Origin of the sequence: Cupriavidus sp. BIC8F (genome assembly GCF_032465815.1) — a bacterium.
GTDB lineage: Bacteria > Pseudomonadota > Gammaproteobacteria > Burkholderiales > Burkholderiaceae > Cupriavidus > Cupriavidus necator.
In genome coordinates this window covers 3,550,125-3,565,287 of the sequence record NZ_CP136094.1, presented here as the reverse complement: position 1 = coordinate 3,565,287, position 15,163 = coordinate 3,550,125, and the positions used below count along the sequence as shown (strand labels likewise).

Annotated in this window: 14 protein-coding genes; 1 reads left to right on the top strand and 13 read right to left on the bottom strand. The window is 63.8% G+C overall.

Annotated elements, in window-relative coordinates:
* Positions 1-24 precede the first annotated feature (24 nt).
* The 9 genes from RS901_RS16480 to RS901_RS16440 all read right to left on the bottom strand — a co-directional run bounded on the left by RS901_RS16480 (position 25) and on the right by RS901_RS16440 (position 7,899).
* The gene (locus tag RS901_RS16480; RefSeq protein ID WP_316149856.1) at positions 25-1,041 is read right to left on the bottom strand and encodes a D-cysteine desulfhydrase; all 1,017 of its coding nucleotides are present in this window, start codon (positions 1,039-1,041) and stop codon (positions 25-27) included.
* Positions 1,042-1,148: 107 nt separating this feature from the next.
* Positions 1,149-1,874 carry an amino acid ABC transporter ATP-binding protein gene (locus RS901_RS16475; RefSeq protein WP_316149855.1) on the bottom strand — a complete coding sequence of 242 codons (726 nt, stop codon included), beginning with the start codon at positions 1,872-1,874 and terminating at the stop codon, positions 1,149-1,151.
* A 52-nt stretch (positions 1,875-1,926) separates the two neighbouring features.
* Positions 1,927-2,586 (bottom strand): amino acid ABC transporter permease, encoded by a 660-nt coding sequence (locus tag RS901_RS16470; protein WP_013956923.1) that lies wholly within the window; start codon positions 2,584-2,586, stop codon positions 1,927-1,929.
* 81 nt (positions 2,587-2,667) lie between these two features.
* Positions 2,668-3,468: a transporter substrate-binding domain-containing protein gene (locus RS901_RS16465; protein WP_316149854.1), complete on the bottom strand. Its 801-nt coding sequence runs from the start codon at positions 3,466-3,468 to the stop codon at positions 2,668-2,670.
* A 45-nt stretch (positions 3,469-3,513) separates the two neighbouring features.
* Positions 3,514-4,692 (bottom strand): cystathionine beta-lyase, encoded by a 1,179-nt coding sequence (metC, locus tag RS901_RS16460; RefSeq protein WP_316149853.1) that lies wholly within the window; start codon positions 4,690-4,692, stop codon positions 3,514-3,516.
* A gap of 5 nt (positions 4,693-4,697) precedes the next feature.
* On the bottom strand, positions 4,698-5,924 hold the full coding sequence (locus RS901_RS16455) for a pyridoxal phosphate-dependent aminotransferase (protein WP_316149852.1): 1,227 nt from the start codon (positions 5,922-5,924) through the stop codon (positions 4,698-4,700).
* A 66-nt stretch (positions 5,925-5,990) separates the two neighbouring features.
* Positions 5,991-6,224: a DUF6356 family protein gene (locus RS901_RS16450; RefSeq protein WP_013956919.1), complete on the bottom strand. Its 234-nt coding sequence runs from the start codon at positions 6,222-6,224 to the stop codon at positions 5,991-5,993.
* A gap of 130 nt (positions 6,225-6,354) precedes the next feature.
* Positions 6,355-7,356, bottom strand: a complete 1,002-nt coding sequence (gene trxB / locus RS901_RS16445) for a thioredoxin-disulfide reductase (protein ID WP_316149851.1) — start codon at positions 7,354-7,356, stop codon at positions 6,355-6,357.
* Positions 7,357-7,551: 195 nt separating this feature from the next.
* Positions 7,552-7,899 carry a DUF3088 domain-containing protein gene (locus RS901_RS16440; protein ID WP_316153551.1) on the bottom strand — a complete coding sequence of 116 codons (348 nt, stop codon included), beginning with the start codon at positions 7,897-7,899 and terminating at the stop codon, positions 7,552-7,554.
* Positions 7,900-8,143: 244 nt separating this feature from the next.
* On the opposite strand from RS901_RS16440, the gene ftrA reads away from it, so the two are divergent.
* Positions 8,144-9,154, top strand: a complete 1,011-nt coding sequence (gene ftrA, locus RS901_RS16435; protein ID WP_316153549.1) for a transcriptional regulator FtrA — start codon at positions 8,144-8,146, stop codon at positions 9,152-9,154.
* Positions 9,155-9,317: 163 nt separating this feature from the next.
* On the opposite strand, the gene RS901_RS16430 is transcribed toward ftrA, so the two are convergent.
* The 4 genes from RS901_RS16430 to RS901_RS16415 all read right to left on the bottom strand — a co-directional run bounded on the left by RS901_RS16430 (position 9,318) and on the right by RS901_RS16415 (position 15,123).
* Positions 9,318-10,214, bottom strand: coding sequence for a hydroxymethylglutaryl-CoA lyase (locus RS901_RS16430; RefSeq protein WP_316149850.1), 897 nt, complete (start codon positions 10,212-10,214; stop codon positions 9,318-9,320).
* Between the two features lie 21 nt (positions 10,215-10,235).
* Complete coding sequence (locus RS901_RS16425; RefSeq protein ID WP_316149848.1) at positions 10,236-12,251, bottom strand: acetyl/propionyl/methylcrotonyl-CoA carboxylase subunit alpha; 2,016 nt, start codon at positions 12,249-12,251, stop codon at positions 10,236-10,238.
* Positions 12,252-12,269: 18 nt separating this feature from the next.
* Positions 12,270-13,877, bottom strand: a complete 1,608-nt coding sequence (locus tag RS901_RS16420) for a carboxyl transferase domain-containing protein (RefSeq protein ID WP_316149847.1) — start codon at positions 13,875-13,877, stop codon at positions 12,270-12,272.
* Positions 13,878-13,941: 64 nt separating this feature from the next.
* Positions 13,942-15,123, bottom strand: coding sequence for an isovaleryl-CoA dehydrogenase (locus RS901_RS16415; protein ID WP_316149846.1), 1,182 nt, complete (start codon positions 15,121-15,123; stop codon positions 13,942-13,944).
* Between the last annotated feature and the right edge of the window lie 40 nt (positions 15,124-15,163).

The following is a 15,163-nucleotide window of genomic DNA, read 5'->3' as shown; positions in this document are numbered from 1 at the left end:
GTCGACTCCCCCTCCGTCCCCGCTTTAGTCCCTCGGGCCGGTGTTGATTGCATTGCGATACGCAAACAACGCCGGCGCACCACCGGTATGCAGGAACAACACCGGGCCAGCCGAAGCAAAACGCCCGCGCGCGACGCCATCGAGCAAGCCAGCCATCGCCTTCCCCGTATAGACGGGATCGAGCAACACACCTTCGGTTCCTGCCAGGATGCGGATGGCCTCCAGCCCCGCCTGGTTGGGCTCACCATAGCGAGGTGCGAAGTACTCGTCCCACAGCTCGACCTTCAGCCCTGCCGGCACCTCGACATCGAGCAGCGCGGCAGTCCCTTCGATCAGCCCAGCCACCTTCGGCGTTTGCGCCGCGACGCTGCGCGACACGGTGACGCCGACGACCGGTGTATCCGGCATCGCGTGTGCGAGCGCCAACGCAAGCCCGCCATGGGTTCCGGCACTGCCGGACGCCAGCACGACCGCCGAGAATGCAAGACCCATCTCCTCGGCTTGCTGCGCCAGCTCCAGGCCGGCACGTACATAGCCCAATGCCCCCAGAGGATTGGACCCGCCGATCGGGATGACATAGGGCTTGTGCCCCTCGCCACGCAGCCGTTCCGCAAGGGCTTGCAACTGTGCGTCGGCGTTGTCGAGACTGGTAACCGGCTCGGCCTGTGCGTCGAACAAATCGAGCAGCAGGCGGTTGCCGCTGTGCAGGTAGTCGCCGTCTGCCGTGCCGGTCGGGTTTTCCAGCAACGCGCTGCAGCGTAGCCCAAGACGGGCCGCCAGCGCGGCCGTCTGCCGGACATGATTCGACTGTATGGCTCCGGCCGTTACCAGCGTATCGGCGCCCTGGCGCAAGGCGTCAGCCGCCAGGAACTCAAGCTTGCGCAGTTTGTTGCTGCCAAACGCAAGTGGTGTGGTGTCATCCCGCTTGACGTAGATATCGCGCCCGACCATCCCGGACAGGCGGTCAAGCTTTTGCACGGGCGTGGCCGCGCCGACCAGATCGAGGCGGGAGAAAGCGGCAAGGCGATCCGAGATCTTCATGATTTCAACTTTGGGGGAGGTGGACCAGGACGGGGCGGCGGCGGGCGTTGTCAGCGGGGACCTTGATCGCTCCCGACCGCCCCCGCCTTCATGCAAGCGGGTGTGAGTCAATGCAGGATCTTTGCGAGGAATTCCTTCGCGCGGGCCGATTTCGGGTCGCCGAAGAAGGCGTCCTTGCCGGCATCCTCGACGATGGCGCCGCCATCCATGAAAATTACGCGGCTGGCGACCTTCTTCGCGAACCCCATTTCATGGGTGACGCAGATCATCGTCATGCCCTCGCGCGCCAGTTCGACCATGACGTCCAGCACCTCATTGATCATTTCGGGATCGAGCGCCGATGTCGGTTCGTCGAACAGCATGGCGATCGGATCCATCGACAGCGCGCGTGCAATGGCAACGCGCTGTTGCTGCCCGCCCGAAAGCTGCCCGGGGTATTTCCGCGCATGCGCTTTCAGGCCGACGCGCTCGAGCAGGCGCATGCCGTTCTCCTGTGCTTCCTCATTGCGGCGTTTCAACACTTTGACCTGGGCCAGGGACAGGTTGTCGAGAATGGACAGATGCGGGAACAGCTCGAAATGCTGAAACACCATGCCAACCCGCGCACGCAACTGGGCGAGCTTGATCTTCGGATCGCCGACCATCACCCCGTCCACACTGATCCGGCCCTGCTGAATCGGCTCTAGGCCGTTGACGGTTTTGATCAGCGTGGATTTTCCTGATCCGGAAGGGCCGCAGATGACCACGACCTCGCCTTTTTCTACCTGGGTGCTGCACGCATCAAGCACCTTGAACTGACCGTACCACTTCGATACGCCTTCGAGCGCGATCATCGTTTTGTCTCCTACTTGCAGATTGCTTTCTTCGGGTTTCCGACCCGTTAGATCAACGCGTCACAGGCAGTGTCAGACGCGCCTCGAGGCGACGCTGTGCCCATGACAATCCGGTGCTGAACAGCCAGTAGATCGCTGCTACCGACAGATACAAGGGAAGCGGCTGGAACGTTGATGCGATGATTTCCTGGGACGACCTGAGCAACTCGGTCACGGTGATGACTGACACCAGCGACGTATCCTTGATCAGGCTGATGAGCGTGTTGCCGAGGCTTGGCACGGCAAGCCGCAAGGCCTGCGGGCAGACGATGTAACGCAGCGTCTGCAGATGGCTCAGGCCGAGGCTGTGCGCGGCGCTCCATTGCCCTCTGCCGATACCGAGGATCGCGCCGCGCATGCTTTCCGACAGGTACGCGCCGGCATTGGCCGTGAGGGTAAGAATGCCGGCGCTGGTGGGGTCCAGGGAAATGCCGAGGTCTGGCAGGCCATAGTAGACGACGAACATCTGCACCAGCAGCGGCGTCCCGCGCATGACACTGACATAGGTGCGGGCAATGCCGCCGAGGATTGGACTGGTGCTGATACCCATGATGGCGACCACGATCCCGACCAGCAGGCCGAACACCATCGAAGCCAGGGCAAATTTCACGGTGATCACCGCTCCGTGCAGGAGTACCGGCGATGCATGAATGACTAGATCAAGAGATTCCATGATTCGATCCGTAGAAGTGGCCGCGTGGCCGGCCAGGCCGATGCCTGCAGCGATGGAAGGAGCCGGCCGGCGTGGCAGCGATTACTGGGCGACGGGTCTGCTGGCGTCGGTACCCAACCACTGGATGGACAGCTTGCGCAACGTGCCATCCTGCTGCAACGCGTTCAGTGCGTCGTCAATGGCTTTGGCAAACTTGGGATTGCCCTTGCGGAACGGGATGCCCATCTCAAGCTTCGTGCCGGCGAGCAGCGCGCCGGTGCGTAGCGGCATCTTGGAGTTCTTGATCAGGTATGGCAGCATCAGGCGGTCATTGAGGGCCGCATCGATGCGCCCGGCCGCCAGGTCACGCAGGTTTTCCGACGTACCCGGATAGGTCTGCACCAGGATACCCGGCACGGATTTCGCCAGTTCGGCATAGTTGCTGCCCAGCGTGACGCCGACGGATTTTCCCTTCAACTCTTCAAGCGAATTGAACTCGCGCTTGTCATTGTTGCGCTGAAGTACCTGGACCGCGGAATAGACGTATGGCTGGGTAAAATCCAGAGCCTGGCGGCGCGCAGGCGTGATGCCCACCTGGTTGACGATGACGTCGAACTTGCCGGCTTGCAGGCCGGCAATGATGCCACTCCACTCGGTGGTGATGAACTGGACCTTGAGCCCCATCTTGTCGGCCACGGCTTTGGCTACGGCCACGTCAAAGCCGTCGAGCTGACCGTCGCCATTGCGATAGCCAAAGGGTGGGTAAGTGCCCTCCATGCCGACTTTCAGGACACCGCTGACTTTGACCGAATCCAGCAGATCTTCAGCATGCACGGCGGGCGCCGTGACAATCAGGAGGGTCGCGATGCACGCGCTTTGCAACAGCAACTTCAGGGATTTCATGTCTTGTCTCCAATGTAGGAATAGGTATTTTTTTGAGGGGCACTGCTACTGCACGGCAAGTCTGCGGAACGCGGCTTCCAGGTCGGCGATCAAATCCTCCTTGGCCTCAAGGCCCACGTGCAATCGAAATGCCTGGCCGGCATACGGCCAGGCGGCTGCGGGGCGCTCCTCCCTGGGATCGAAGGGCATCACCAGACTCTCGAATCCGCCCCAGGAAAAGCCCAGGCGGAACAGCTTCAGGTCGTCGATGAAGGCACGGAACGCCTCACGCCCATATCCGGGCTTGAGTACGACGCTGAACAATCCTGAAGCCCCCGTGAAATCCCGAAGCCAAAGGGCGTGGCCCGGCGCACCAGGTAGCCCGGGGTGCAATACCTGGGCCACCTCCGGGCGGCCCGCCAGCCAATCGGCAATTGCCAGTCCGCTACGCTGATGCCGCTCAAGGCGCACGGCCATCGTGCGCAAGCCCCGCTGCGCGAGATAGACGTCGTCCGGGCCCGCGTGCTGGCCAGTGGCGAAGACATAGTCGCGCACCGTGTTCCATGACGCACGGTTGGTCGTGATCACACCCATCAAGGCGTCCGAATGCCCAACGATGTACTTCGTTCCCGCATGCACGGAGACGTCCACGCCGTGCTCGAATGGCTTGAAGAACAAGGGCGTGGCCCACGTGTTGTCGATGACGACGACCGCGCCATGCCGGTGTGCGACCTTCGCAATGGCAGGAATGTCCTGCATTTCGAACGTCTGCGAACCCGGTGACTCGGCGAACACGAGCGTCGTGGTCGGACAGAACAAGGCCGCGATGTCGGACCCAAGCGTGGGGTCGTAGAACGTCGCTGACACGTTGCAGCGGGCCAGTACTGTTTCGACGTAGTGGCGCGTCGGGCCATAGACGCTGTCGCTCACCAGGATGTGATCGCCGGCTTTGACGAATGCCATGATGGCGCTCGTACACGCCGCCAGGCCGGACGACACCAACAGCGAGCGGTGCCCGCCTTCGAGCTGCGCCAGGGCGTTCTGCAACGCGAAGGTGGTCGGCGTGCCTTTGCGGCCGTACCACATGACATCCGTGTCGGCGCCCGACATGGCACGCCCGCGCGCTTCCATGTCGTCGAGATTGCGAAACGTCACGGTCGACGCATGGAAAACCGGCGGATTGACGACGCCGCCGAAATCGTCCGGATCGATCACGCCGTGCGAGAGGTAGGTATCGGGGGACATCCGGATTACCCTCGCCTGGCGCTGTTGACCATGTCGCCCAGACGCTCCAGTCCCATGCGGAGATTGGGCTCGGGCGGGCCGAACGAAAAGCGCACCCAGCTGGCGTCGATGTATTCGGTGGCGCGCTGGTTGCCCGGATTGACGTCGAAGAACCTGCCGGGCACGGTCATGACCTTGCGCTTGAGACCCTCCGTAAAGAAGGTGTCCGCGGTGTTCAGCGGCGCGGGCAGCCGATGCACCCGGCCCCAGAGATAGAACGTGCCGTTGCCAGGGCATGGGATCTCGACACCCATGTCGGTCAGCGCGTCCAGCATGATGCGGCGCTTCCTGGCGAACATCTTCCGCAATGCGGACGTTTCCTGATCCGCACGATCGCTTTGCAGTGCTTGCACGGCAAGCCGTTGCACGATCGTCGGCGGGCCGCCGTCGATGGCGCTTGCGGCACGGCTGATCATGTCGATCACCTCGGTCGGCCCGACCACCCAGCCCACGCGCAGGCCGGGGTAACGGTGATTCTTCGTCAAGCCGTCGACGATGACGACCGGGTCCGTTTCCACGTCCTCGACGAACTCGGCGGCGGACACCGGCTTGTCCGCGGGTGCATGGCCATCTTCGAACACGAAGTGAGAATAGAACTCGTCGAGCAGCATCCAGCAGCCCGTGTTGCGCGCCGCCGCCACATACTGTGCCAGTGCTTCACCACGTACCACGGCCCCGGTGGGGTTGTTGGGATTGCTCCACAGCAGCGCGTCCAGCTCTTCCCTTGCGATCAGTCCCTCGAGCGCCTGCGCCGGAATGGCAAAGCCATCTTCGGGCCCCACGGGCAGCGTGACCGGGGTGAAGCGATGGCGATGGTAAGCGATCAGATCTTCGTAGGCGGTGTAGTCGGGCACGACGTGGCCCAGGCGAATTTCGCCCAGGGTGGCGAGCAGGCGCGACAGCGCAAGCCGCCCGCCGGACGCAATCGCGACATTGTCCTTCGTGTACTGCGATGCCTTGCCGCGACGATAGCGACGGTTGTAATCGTCCGCGACCGCCTGACGCAGCGCATCGATGCCGCCGACCGGCCCGTAGGCGCAATCGGCCACGTCGAACTGCAGTGAAGCCAGCCGCTCCGGCGCGCCTGCCATGGGCCCGATTTCAGGCTGCCCCTGGCCGAGGTTGCACCAGTCGGGATGACCGTTGCGGAAGCCGAGCTTGACGGCTTCGTGAACGACGTGAATCACGCCCATATAGGGAACCGGGCGTAGCAGGGAAGACGCTAGTGAGCTTGTCATGTTGTTGTCGAAGGGGCTTGTTTATCGGTGACGCGACGCCACGCGGTTGCGATGGGTGACCATGCGCTCATGCAGCCGGGAGATTGTGTTGCTGCCTGTGGCGACGAAGAGAAAAGGCAGCATGCCGTGCACGAGCGCCGCCATCGATGCGAACAGCATCGACGCGCCAAATGAAAACGACGACGACATATGCTGCAGATAGCTCTCGCCAACCGATGCCGGGTGCTCTTGGAAGAGCCGGAATATTGTTCTCATGGTGGGGGCGTAATCCGGTATTGCGCATCGTCCGATCCTGGATTGGAAAGCCGGCTTCGCGCTGTTTGTGAGAGAAATCATAGTGTTCGATCTCTGCAAAAGGCTTCCAAAGGCACCCACCATCTCGCTTCTAATTAGAAGAATTTTCTACTGGGATGGTGCAATGTAGAAATTCAGGCTCCGGCGTATTTTCCAGATATCGCTGCGCATCGAGCGCGGCCATGCAGCCCGTGCCGGCGCTGGTGATCGCCTGCCGATAGATGTGGTCCTGCACGTCGCCTGCCGCGAACACGCCCGGCACACTCGTACCTGTGGCGTTGCCCGAGAGGCCGCCGTTGGTGACGATGTAGCCATTCGTCATCTCGAGCTGGCCTCTGAAGAGATCGGTGTTCGGCTTGTGGCCGATGGCGATGAAAACGCCTTGCAGTGCGAGTTCGGTGGTCTCGCCGGTTTGCGCATGCCTGATGCGCAGGCCGGTCACGCCGGCCTCGTCGCCATTCACTTCGTCGAGCACGTGGTTCCATTTGATCTCGACAACACCTTGCTTCGCCTTCTCGAGCAGACGGTCGACCAGGATCGGCTCGGCGCGGAACTTGTCGCGGCGGTGGATCACCGTGACCTTTTTCGCGATGCCAGCCAGATACAGCGCTTCCTCGACCGCCGTATTGCCGCCGCCAACCACGGCTACATGCTGCTGCTGGTAGAAGAAGCCGTCGCAGGTCGCGCAAGCGGACACGCCGCGGCCCATGAAGGATTCCTCGGACGGCAGGCCGAGATACTGTGCGGACGCGCCTGTCGCGATGATCAGCGCGTCGCAGGTGTACTCGCCGGATTCGCCGATCAGGCGAATCGGCTTCCCGTCGAGCTTTGCCGTGTGGATGTGGTCGAACACGATCTCGGTGTTGAAGCGCTCCGCATGGTCGAGAAAGCGCTGCATCAGCTCTGGGCCCTGCACCCCCGTTGCATCCGCCGGCCAGTTTTCGACATCGGTCGTGGTCATCAGCTGGCCGCCTTGCGCCAGGCCCGTGACGAGCACCGGCGACAAGTTGGCGCGCGCTGCATAGACGGCGGCGGTATAGCCGGCAGGGCCGGAACCGAGAATCAGGACCTTGGCGTGCTTGGGCCAAGACATTGGAGAATCCATAGCTTATTCAAGAGACTTCAGGCGATTGCCGGAAGCGATTACTGAGCAGGTTCGAAGTCGAGGCCCGCCACGCATGGGCACCGCCAAAGTTGCGGCAGGCGATGCCGCCAATCGCAATGGTTGCGATCGGCGCTCGGGGCTGCATGGAAGGCCTCTTCACGCATGGGCCGGGTTGGCCTGTAGTCAGGAGGCGGGATGCGCCACACCGTACTGCGACGACAGGTATCGACGGATATGGTCGGGCGAATCGATAAAACGCGTCTGGCCGCTCACGTGAATCTCCACACCGTCATCGACCGGCGCGCACCCGGCGCCGAGCACCAGGACGGGGGCGGACTGGTTCGCCTCGCCGATCAGTTCGACAATTGCCATGCGAGGGCGGGGCGCATCGATGTATTCGACATCCACTTCATTGCGCAACTGCGGGAAGAAGCCGAGCAGGCCTTCAACGGCAACGGAATCTCCACAATAGAACGGACCTTCCGAGCCTGAAAAAAAGCCGGGGCGAAGCATGAATAGTTTGTCTTTCACTTTCACTCTCTCTGCGGGTTGAAATTGCTGGCGGACGCGCGTCGCTTGCCGTATCGCGAACCACCGACCACAGGATAAGCAGTGCAAATAGACCCCACCAGTGGCACGAACGACAATTTGCGTAAGGATCGTGCCAACTTGATGCGAGTGGCGGCGAGCGGGATCGCAGCACACGCAACCGACATGAGGGAGGGTCTTGCTAGACGCAGAGCAGATGGGGCAAAATCAATCGCTGGTGGCATCAATGCCCATTTCCGTCCATATCGTGCCAAAGACCAAATCACAGTCGTCTGTCAATGCAGGACTGGTTGCCGTCGTCGTGTATGACGGCCTGAGCCTCTTTGAATATGGCTGCGCCGTTGAAGTGTTCGGTCTGCCAAGACCTGAAATGGGCGACAGCTGGTACCGCTTCACGACCTGTTCCGCCGAATCGGGGAGGTTGCGCGGCTCGGGTGGCATCCAGGTACACGCTGACGGTGGCCTCGAACTCCTGGCCAAAGCGAAGACCATCATCATTCCGGGGTGGCGCGGTATCGAAGCGGACGTCCCGCCGGAACTTTGCCGCGCGTTGAGGAAGGCGAACAAACGCGGGGCGCGCGTCATGTCAATCTGCACGGGCGCCTTTGTCCTGGCGGCAGCGGGGCTGCTCGACGGAAAGCGTGCGACTACGCACTGGCGCCATGCCGCAGCACTCGCGGCGCGATATCCGGACGTCCACGTGGAAGCGGACGTGCTCTACGTCGATGCCGGCGATGTCCTCACGTCCGCCGGCAGTGCGGCGGGAATCGACTTGTGCCTCCACCTGATTCGCCGGGACCTTGGCCCGCGCGCAGCCAATCAGGTCGCACGCCGACTGGTCATGCCACCTCACCGCGAAGGCGGGCAGGCCCAGTATATCGACGAGCCGGTCTCAAAGCGTAGCGGCTCTTCGCTGGCACCCTTGGTGGACGCGGTGCGCGCCACATTGGACGAGGGCTGGTCGATTGTCAGAATGGCAAGGCAAACGGCGATGAGTGCCCGAACCTTTCAGCGGCACTTTGTCAGTACGATGGGGATGCCGCCAGGGGAATGGCTGCTTACCGAGCGCCTGGGCCGGGCCAGGACGTTGCTTGAAGAGACCGATTTGTCCGTGGACGAAATCGCGGTGCAAGTCGGCTTTGGTGCTGCAGCCACGTTGCGCAATCATTTCCGGACTCGGCTTGGAACCAGCCCGGGTTACTACAGGCGACGGTTCAGCGCATCCGATGCACACTGATCACCCACGCGGCTTCGGACGACCTGTTGATGATGGAGTGGGAGTGAAATCGGGTCCTTCGGGGACTATCGGCCACGATCGAAAAGCTGGTGTGACGTGCGGCTGACGACATGGGTGCGGCCTCGCTTGCCCGAACCCACGTATTTGTTGCCTGAAACGAGTACTAGCTCGCCTGGTTCGCTGACAGCGTGCTTCTTGCGCCACGGTTGCCGACGGCCCTGGAAATGAACTCCCCGATCTGCGCTACCTTGCCGGCATCGATCCCGGTTTCGACGCCCAGGCTCTGCATCATCCGGAGAAGCGCTTCGGTAGCGACATTTCCGGTGGCGCCCTTGGCATAAGGGCAACCGCCAAGCCCGGCCACGGACGAATGGAAGATGCGAATGCCCACCTCAAGGCTGGCCCGGACATTGGAGAGGGCGTGGCCATAGGTGTCGTGGAAGTGTCCCGACAGCCGCTCTAATGGAAACTCCGTCGAAGCCGCTCGCATGACTTCCTGAACCTTGTCAGGTGTACCCACGCCGATCGTATCGGCAATATCGATCTCGTCGCAGCCCAGCTCGCGCATGCGCCGCACCAGATCAACAACCGCGCCGACCGGCACGTCCCCTTGATAGGGACAGCCCAGCGAGCAAGACACGCTGGCACGCAGGCGTATACCTCTCTCCTTCGCTGCAGCCGCGACAGGCTCAAAGCGGGCCATCGACTCGGCGATCGAGCAATTGATGTTCTTCTGCGAGAACGCTTCACTGGCAGCGCCGAAGATGACGACCTCATCGGCGCCGGCAGCCAGTGCCGCGTCCAGGCCCTTGATGTTGGGGGTGAGTGCCGAGTAAAGCGTGCCAGGGCGCCGTCTGATACGCGCCATCACTTCCGCGCCGTCGGCCATCTGGGGCACCCACTTCGGCGACACAAAGGATGCTGCCTCGATATTGGTGAAGCCTGCCTCGGTCAACTGGTCGATCAACGCGACCTTGATCTCGGTCGGCACTAACGCCTTCTCGTTCTGGAGGCCATCCCGTGGACCGACTTCCACGATCTTGACTTTGTCTGGTTGCATTGCCGGAAATCTCCCCACGATTCAGGCTTCAAACGCCAGGAGCTGCGACCCTTCAGCCACCTGCTCGCCAACCCCATAGAGCACTTCACTGACCACACCATCGGCCGGCGCGCTGATGGTGTGCTCCATCTTCATTGCCTCCATCACCAGCAGCGGGGCCCCGCGCGTCACGATGCTGCCCGCCTCGACCATCACGGCAATAACCTTGCCGGGCATCGGCGCGGTCAGCTTGCCGTCTTCGCTTTCAGCCTCGCCAGCGTGCGCCAGTGGGTCGAGCCAGGTCAGGCTTAGGTGACGACCGGCATGGAAGGCATGAAACACCTCGCCGTCGGCATGCACTTGGCCGTGCGCGTGGCGCGTACCGAGGTCGACGCGGATCTCATCTCCCTGACAGTTGGAGGCGAAGGACACAACCTGGTTTGCGTAGATCAGCGTGCTGCCGCGTGCTTCGGTGTTCAGCGTCACCTCCAGCACCTGCTCGCCATAGCCGAAGCGCAGCGTGCGCGACACGCCGCTGTTCAGCCGCCACGCGCCGCCATGGGTCCACGGCGAATGCTGGTCGGCGGCGTCGACGCGGCGCTCGCGCGTCTCGCGGTCGAGCAGCGCGGCCACCGCCAGCGCAATGACTTCCAGGCCGACCGGGGCGGCGGGCGGGAACAGCGTGGCTTCGTTGCGCTCGATCAGCCCGGTATCGAGATCGGCGGTGCGGAACGCCTGGGACGACACCAGCCGCTGCAGGAAAGCCACGTTGGTCGACAGCCCCACCACGTGGTAGGCCGCCAGCGCCTGGCGCATGCGCGCCAGCGCCTCGTCGCGGTCCTTGCCCCAGACGATCAGCTTGGCGATCATCGGGTCGTAGAACGGGCTGATGGTGTCGCCCTCGCGCACGCCGGCATCGATGCGGATACCCGCCGGGCCGTGTGCATCCTCACCGCGCATGAACTGCACCGCCGGCGGCGTGCGCAGGAAGCGCAGCGTGCCGGTGGACGGCAGGAACTGCTTGTCGGGGTTCTCGGCGTAGATGCGTGCTTCCAGCGCATGGCCGTCGATGCGCAGCTGGTCCTGCGTGAGCGGCAGCGCTTCACCGGCGGCGACGCGCAGCTGCCATTCGACCAGGTCCTGCCCGGTGATCATTTCGGTGACGGGGTGCTCCACCTGCAGGCGCGTGTTCATCTCCATGAAGTAGAACGAACCGTCCTGGTTGGCGATGAACTCGACCGTGCCGGCGCCGACATAGCCGACCGCCTTGGCCGCGGCCACCGCCGCTTCGCCCATGGCACGGCGGCGCTCCTCGGTCATGCCCGGCGCGGGGGCTTCTTCCAGCACCTTCTGGTGGCGGCGCTGCACCGAGCAGTCGCGCTCGAACAGGTAGACGCAGTTGCCGTGGGTATCGGCAAACACCTGGATCTCGATATGGCGCGGGCGCGTCAGGTACTTCTCCACCAGCACCTTGTCGTCGCCGAAGCTGGCCGACGCCTCGCGCTTGACCGAGGTCAGCGCGGCGTCGAAGCCATCGCCCGACTCGACCACGCGCATGCCCTTGCCGCCGCCGCCGGCGCTGGCCTTGAGCAGCACCGGGTAGCCGATGCGGTCGGCCTCGCGGCGCAGCAGCGCCGGACCCTGGTCCTCGCCGTGGTAGCCCGGCACCAGCGGCACCGCGGCCTTCTCCATCAATTGCTTGGCCGCGCTCTTGCTGCCCATCGCGTGGATGGCAGACGCCGGCGGGCCGATGAAGACCAGCCCCGCCGCGGCGCAGGCCTCGGCAAAGGCTTCATTCTCGGACAGGAAGCCATAGCCCGGGTGGATGGCCTGGGCGCCGGTCTCCTTCGCCATCTCGATGATGTGGTCCGCGCGCAGGTAGCTGTCGCGCGCGGCCGAGCCGCCGATATGCACGGCCTCGTCGCAGAAGGCGACGTGGCGCGCGTCGGCGTCGGCGTCCGAGTACACCGCAACGGTGCGGATGCCGAGCCGGCGGCAGGTGGCGGCCACGCGGCAGGCGATTTCACCGCGGTTGGCGATCAGGATCTTGTTGAACATCGGTCTTCCTTGTCGTGATTACATGCGGAACACGCCGAACTTCATGTCCTCGATCGGCGCATTCAGGCTCGCGGACAGTCCCAGGCCCAGCACGGTGCGGGTCTGCGCGGGATCGATCACGCCGTCGTCCCACAGGCGCGCACTGGCGTAATAGGGGTGGCCCTGGTGTTCGTACTGGTCGCGGATAGGCTGCTTGAAGGCTTCTTCCTCCTCCGTGCTCCACTTGCCGCCCTTGCCCTCGATGCCGTCGCGGCGCACCGTGGCCAGCACGCTGGCGGCCTGCTCGCCGCCCATCACCGAGATGCGCGCATTCGGCCACATCCACAGGAAGCGCGGCGAATACGCGCGCCCGCACATGCCGTAGTTGCCCGCACCGAACGAGCCGCCGATGATCACGGTGAACTTGGGCACCTGCGCGGTGGCCACCGCGGTCACCATCTTGGCGCCGTTGCGGGCAATGCCTTCGTTCTCGTACTTGCGGCCCACCATGAAGCCGGTGATGTTCTGCAGGAACACCAGCGGGATCTTGCGCTGGCAGCACAGCTCGATGAAGTGCGCGCCCTTCAGTGCGGATTCGGAGAACAGGATGCCGTTATTGGCGATGATGCCGACCGGGTAGCCCCAGATGCGCGCGAAGCCGCACACCAGCGTGGTGCCGTAGCGCGCCTTGAACTCGTCGAACTCGGAACCGTCGACCAGGCGCGCGATCACCTCGCGCACGTCGTAGGGCTTGCGCGTGTCGGTCGGGATCACGCCGTACAGTTCTTCCACCGGATAGAGCGGCTCGACCGGCTCGTGCAGGCGGATCTGGTCCGGCTTGCGGCGGTTCAGGTGCTGCACGATATTGCGCGCCAGCGACAGCGCATGGTGGTCGTTCTGCGCGAAGTAGTCAGCCACGCCAGACAGGCGCGTATGCACGTCGGCGCCGCCCAGGTCCTCGGCGCTGACTTCCTCGCCGGTCGCGGCCTTCACCAGCGGCGGGCCGCCCAGGAAGATGGTGCCCTGGTTCTTGACGATGATGGACTCGTCGCTCATCGCCGGCACGTAGGCGCCGCCGGCGGTGCACGATCCCATCACCACCGCGATCTGCGGGATGCCCTGCTTGGACAGGTTGGCCTGGTTGTAGAAGATGCGGCCGAAGTGGTCGCGGTCGGGGAACACATCGTCCTGGTTGGGCAGGTTGGCGCCGCCGGAATCGACCAGGTAGATACACGGCAGGTTGTTCTCCTCGGCGATCTCCTGCGCGCGCACATGCTTCTTGACCGTCATCGGGTAGTAGGTGCCGCCCTTGACAGTGGCGTCATTGCAGACGATCACGCACTCCTGCCCGGCCACGCGGCCGATGCCGGTGATGATGCCCGCGCCCGGCGCGGCATTGTCGTACATGTCGTATGCGGCCAGCTGCGACAGCTCCAGGAACGGCGTGCCCGGATCCAGCAGCTGCTGCACGCGGTCGCGCGGCAGCAGCTTGCCGCGCGACAGGTGCTTGTCGCGCGCGTCTTTGCCGCCGCCTTCGGCGAGCTTCGCGATCCTGGCCTCCAGGTCGGCTACCAGGGCCTGCATGGCTTCGGCGTTGGCCTTGAAGGACTCGGAGCGGGCGTTCAGTTTGGTTTCGATGATTGGCATATCGTGCTTCCGGGTGTGCCGCGAGATGGTGCTGTCGGTCGGCAGATGGCGAAGGTAGGCGCGCTTACATGGTTTCGGAGAACAGCTCGCGGCCGATCAGCATGCGGCGGATCTCCGAAGTGCCGGCGCCGATCTCGTACAGCTTGGCGTCGCGCCACAGCCGGCCGGCCGGGTATTCATTGATATACCCGTTGCCGCCCAGGATCTGTACGGTCTCGCCCGCCATCCAGGTGGCCTTCTCGGCCGTGTACAGGATCACCGCGGCGCAGTCCTTGCGCACCTGGCGCACATGGTCGCTGCCCAGCCCGTCCAGGTTCTTGCCGACCGTGTACAGATAGCTGCGTGCGGCCTGCAGCGTGGTGTACATGTCGGCCACCTTGCCCTGGATCAGCTGGAACTCGCCGATGCTCTGGCCGAACTGCTTGCGGTCATGGATATACGGGGTAACCACATCCATGCACGCCTGCATGATTCCGACCGGGCCGCCGGACAGCACCGCGCGCTCGTAGTCCAGCCCGCTCATCAGCACCTTGGCGCCGCCGTTCTCGGCGCCGAGGATGTTCTCGACCGGCACTTCCACGTCCTGGAACACCAGCTCGCCGGTGTGCGAGCCGCGCATGCCCAGCTTGTCCAGCTTCTGCGCCACCGAGAAGCCCTTCATGCCCTTCTCGACGATAAAGGCGGTCATGCCGCGCGCGCCCAGCTCGGGCTCGGTCTTGGCGTAGACCACCAGCACGTCGCAGTCCGGGCCGTTGGTGATCCACATCTTGGTGCCGTTGAGCACATAGCGGTCGCCCTTGAGCTCCGCGCGCAGCTTCATGCTGACCACGTCGGAGCCGGCGTTGGGTTCGCTCATCGCCAGCGCGCCGATCCATTCGCCCGACACCAGCTTGGGCAGGTACCTGGCCTTCTGCGCGGCGGTGCCGTTGCGGTGGATCTGGTTCACGCACAGGTTGGAGTGCGCGCCGTAGGACAGGCCGACCGAGGCCGAGGCGCGGCTGATTTCCTCCATCGCGATCATGTGCGCCAGGTAGCCCATGTTGGCGCCGCCGTACTCCTCGGCCACGGTGATGCCGAGCACGCCTAGGTCGCCCATCTTCTTCCAGGCGTCCATCGGGAACTGGTCGGTGCGGTCGATCTCGGCGGCGCGCGGGGCCAGCTCGGCCTGGGCCCAGTCGCGCACGGAATCGCGCAGCATTTCGATGTCTTCGCCGAGGTCGAACTTGAGGCCGGGGAGGGTGTTCATAGCGGTGTTGTCTCTGGTGTTGTCTGTGGGAGCGGTGGGA